The following is a 1,146-nucleotide window of genomic DNA, read 5'->3' as shown; positions in this document are numbered from 1 at the left end:
TGAGATTCTTTGTGTCGCAACAAGAATCATCAAGCAAGGGCTTCGCCCGTGTTCAAGCGGGGCCGCCTGACCAGCGCCAAAGGTTAAAAATCAAGCCTAGGCCGTGTTTGAGAATGAGGAAGCCTCCTGTTGAATCTGTTGTGTCGCAACAAGATCCGAATAACAGGAGGCTTCCTTGGCAAGTCTATCCGGACGCGGGGACCTGACCGACGGGCAATGGGCACGGCTGCGCCGATGGGTGCCCGCACCGAAGCCTCGAGGCAGACGAATCTGCAGGTCGCGGCGAGTCCTGTTCAACGGCGTCGCCTGGAGGGTCCGCGTCGGCTCGCCCTGGCGGGACGTCCCCGACTCCTACGGCCCTTGGCAGACCGTTTACTGGCTGTTTCGCACCTGGCAGCAGACGGGCGTGTGGGCGTTGATGGTCAAGATGATCTTGGCCCTGCTCGACGGCCAGGGCCGCTTGACCTGGACGGTCAGCGTCGATTCCACGACCGTCCGCGCCCACCAGGCCGCGGCCGGAGCCCGCAAGGCACCCGTGCCCGGTGAGTCGGCCGACCACGCGCTCGGCCGCTCGCGCGGAGGCTGGACCACGAAGATCCACCTCGCCGCCGACGCCGACCAGACCGTCATGAGCCTCAAGCTCACTGCCGGGCAGCGGGGCGATTCGCCGCAGTTCGCTGCGGTACTCGATGCGATCAGCGTGCCCCGGCTCGGACCCGGCCGCCCGAAGACCCGACCCCGCAAGGTCCTGGCCGACAAGGCCTATGCGAGTCGCGCCAACCACGCCTACCTGCGCCGCCGCCGCATCCAAGCGGTGATCCCCGAGAAGAAGGACCAGCGCCGGAACCGGATCGCCAAAGGCCGCTCGGGTGGGCGGCCCCCCGCGTTCGACCGCGAAGCCTACAAAGAGCGCAACACCGTCGAGCGGACCATCGGCCGCCTCAAGCGCTACCGAGCCGTCTCGACCAGATTCGAGAAGCTCGCCATCCGCTACGAGGCCACCATCCAGGTCGCGATCCTGCTCGACCGCACCCCGCATTCTTAAACGCGGCCTAGATCGGAGCCCGTGCCGTGCAGTCCACGAAAGAGCCCTGGACCTCGCCCCTGTGGCGTTCGCGCCCCGCGTTCCTGTACTCCCGCAGACCC

1 protein-coding gene is annotated in these 1,146 nt (G+C 66.7%); it reads left to right on the top strand.

From position 1 onward, the window contains the following. Nucleotides 1-175 precede the first annotated feature (175 nt). Nucleotides 176-1,045: an IS5 family transposase gene (locus AB0K52_RS25625; protein ID WP_363537370.1), complete on the top strand. Its 870-nt coding sequence runs from the start codon at nucleotides 176-178 to the stop codon at nucleotides 1,043-1,045. The last annotated feature ends 101 nt before the right edge of the window (nucleotides 1,046-1,146 follow it).

The sequence above is a fragment of the Glycomyces sp. NPDC049804 genome, from assembly GCF_040674615.1.
Taxonomy (GTDB): Bacteria; Actinomycetota; Actinomycetes; order Mycobacteriales; family Micromonosporaceae; genus Glycomyces; species Glycomyces niveus.
Note: the sequence above shows the minus strand (reverse complement) of the source record. Positions and strands in the feature narration are given on the sequence as shown.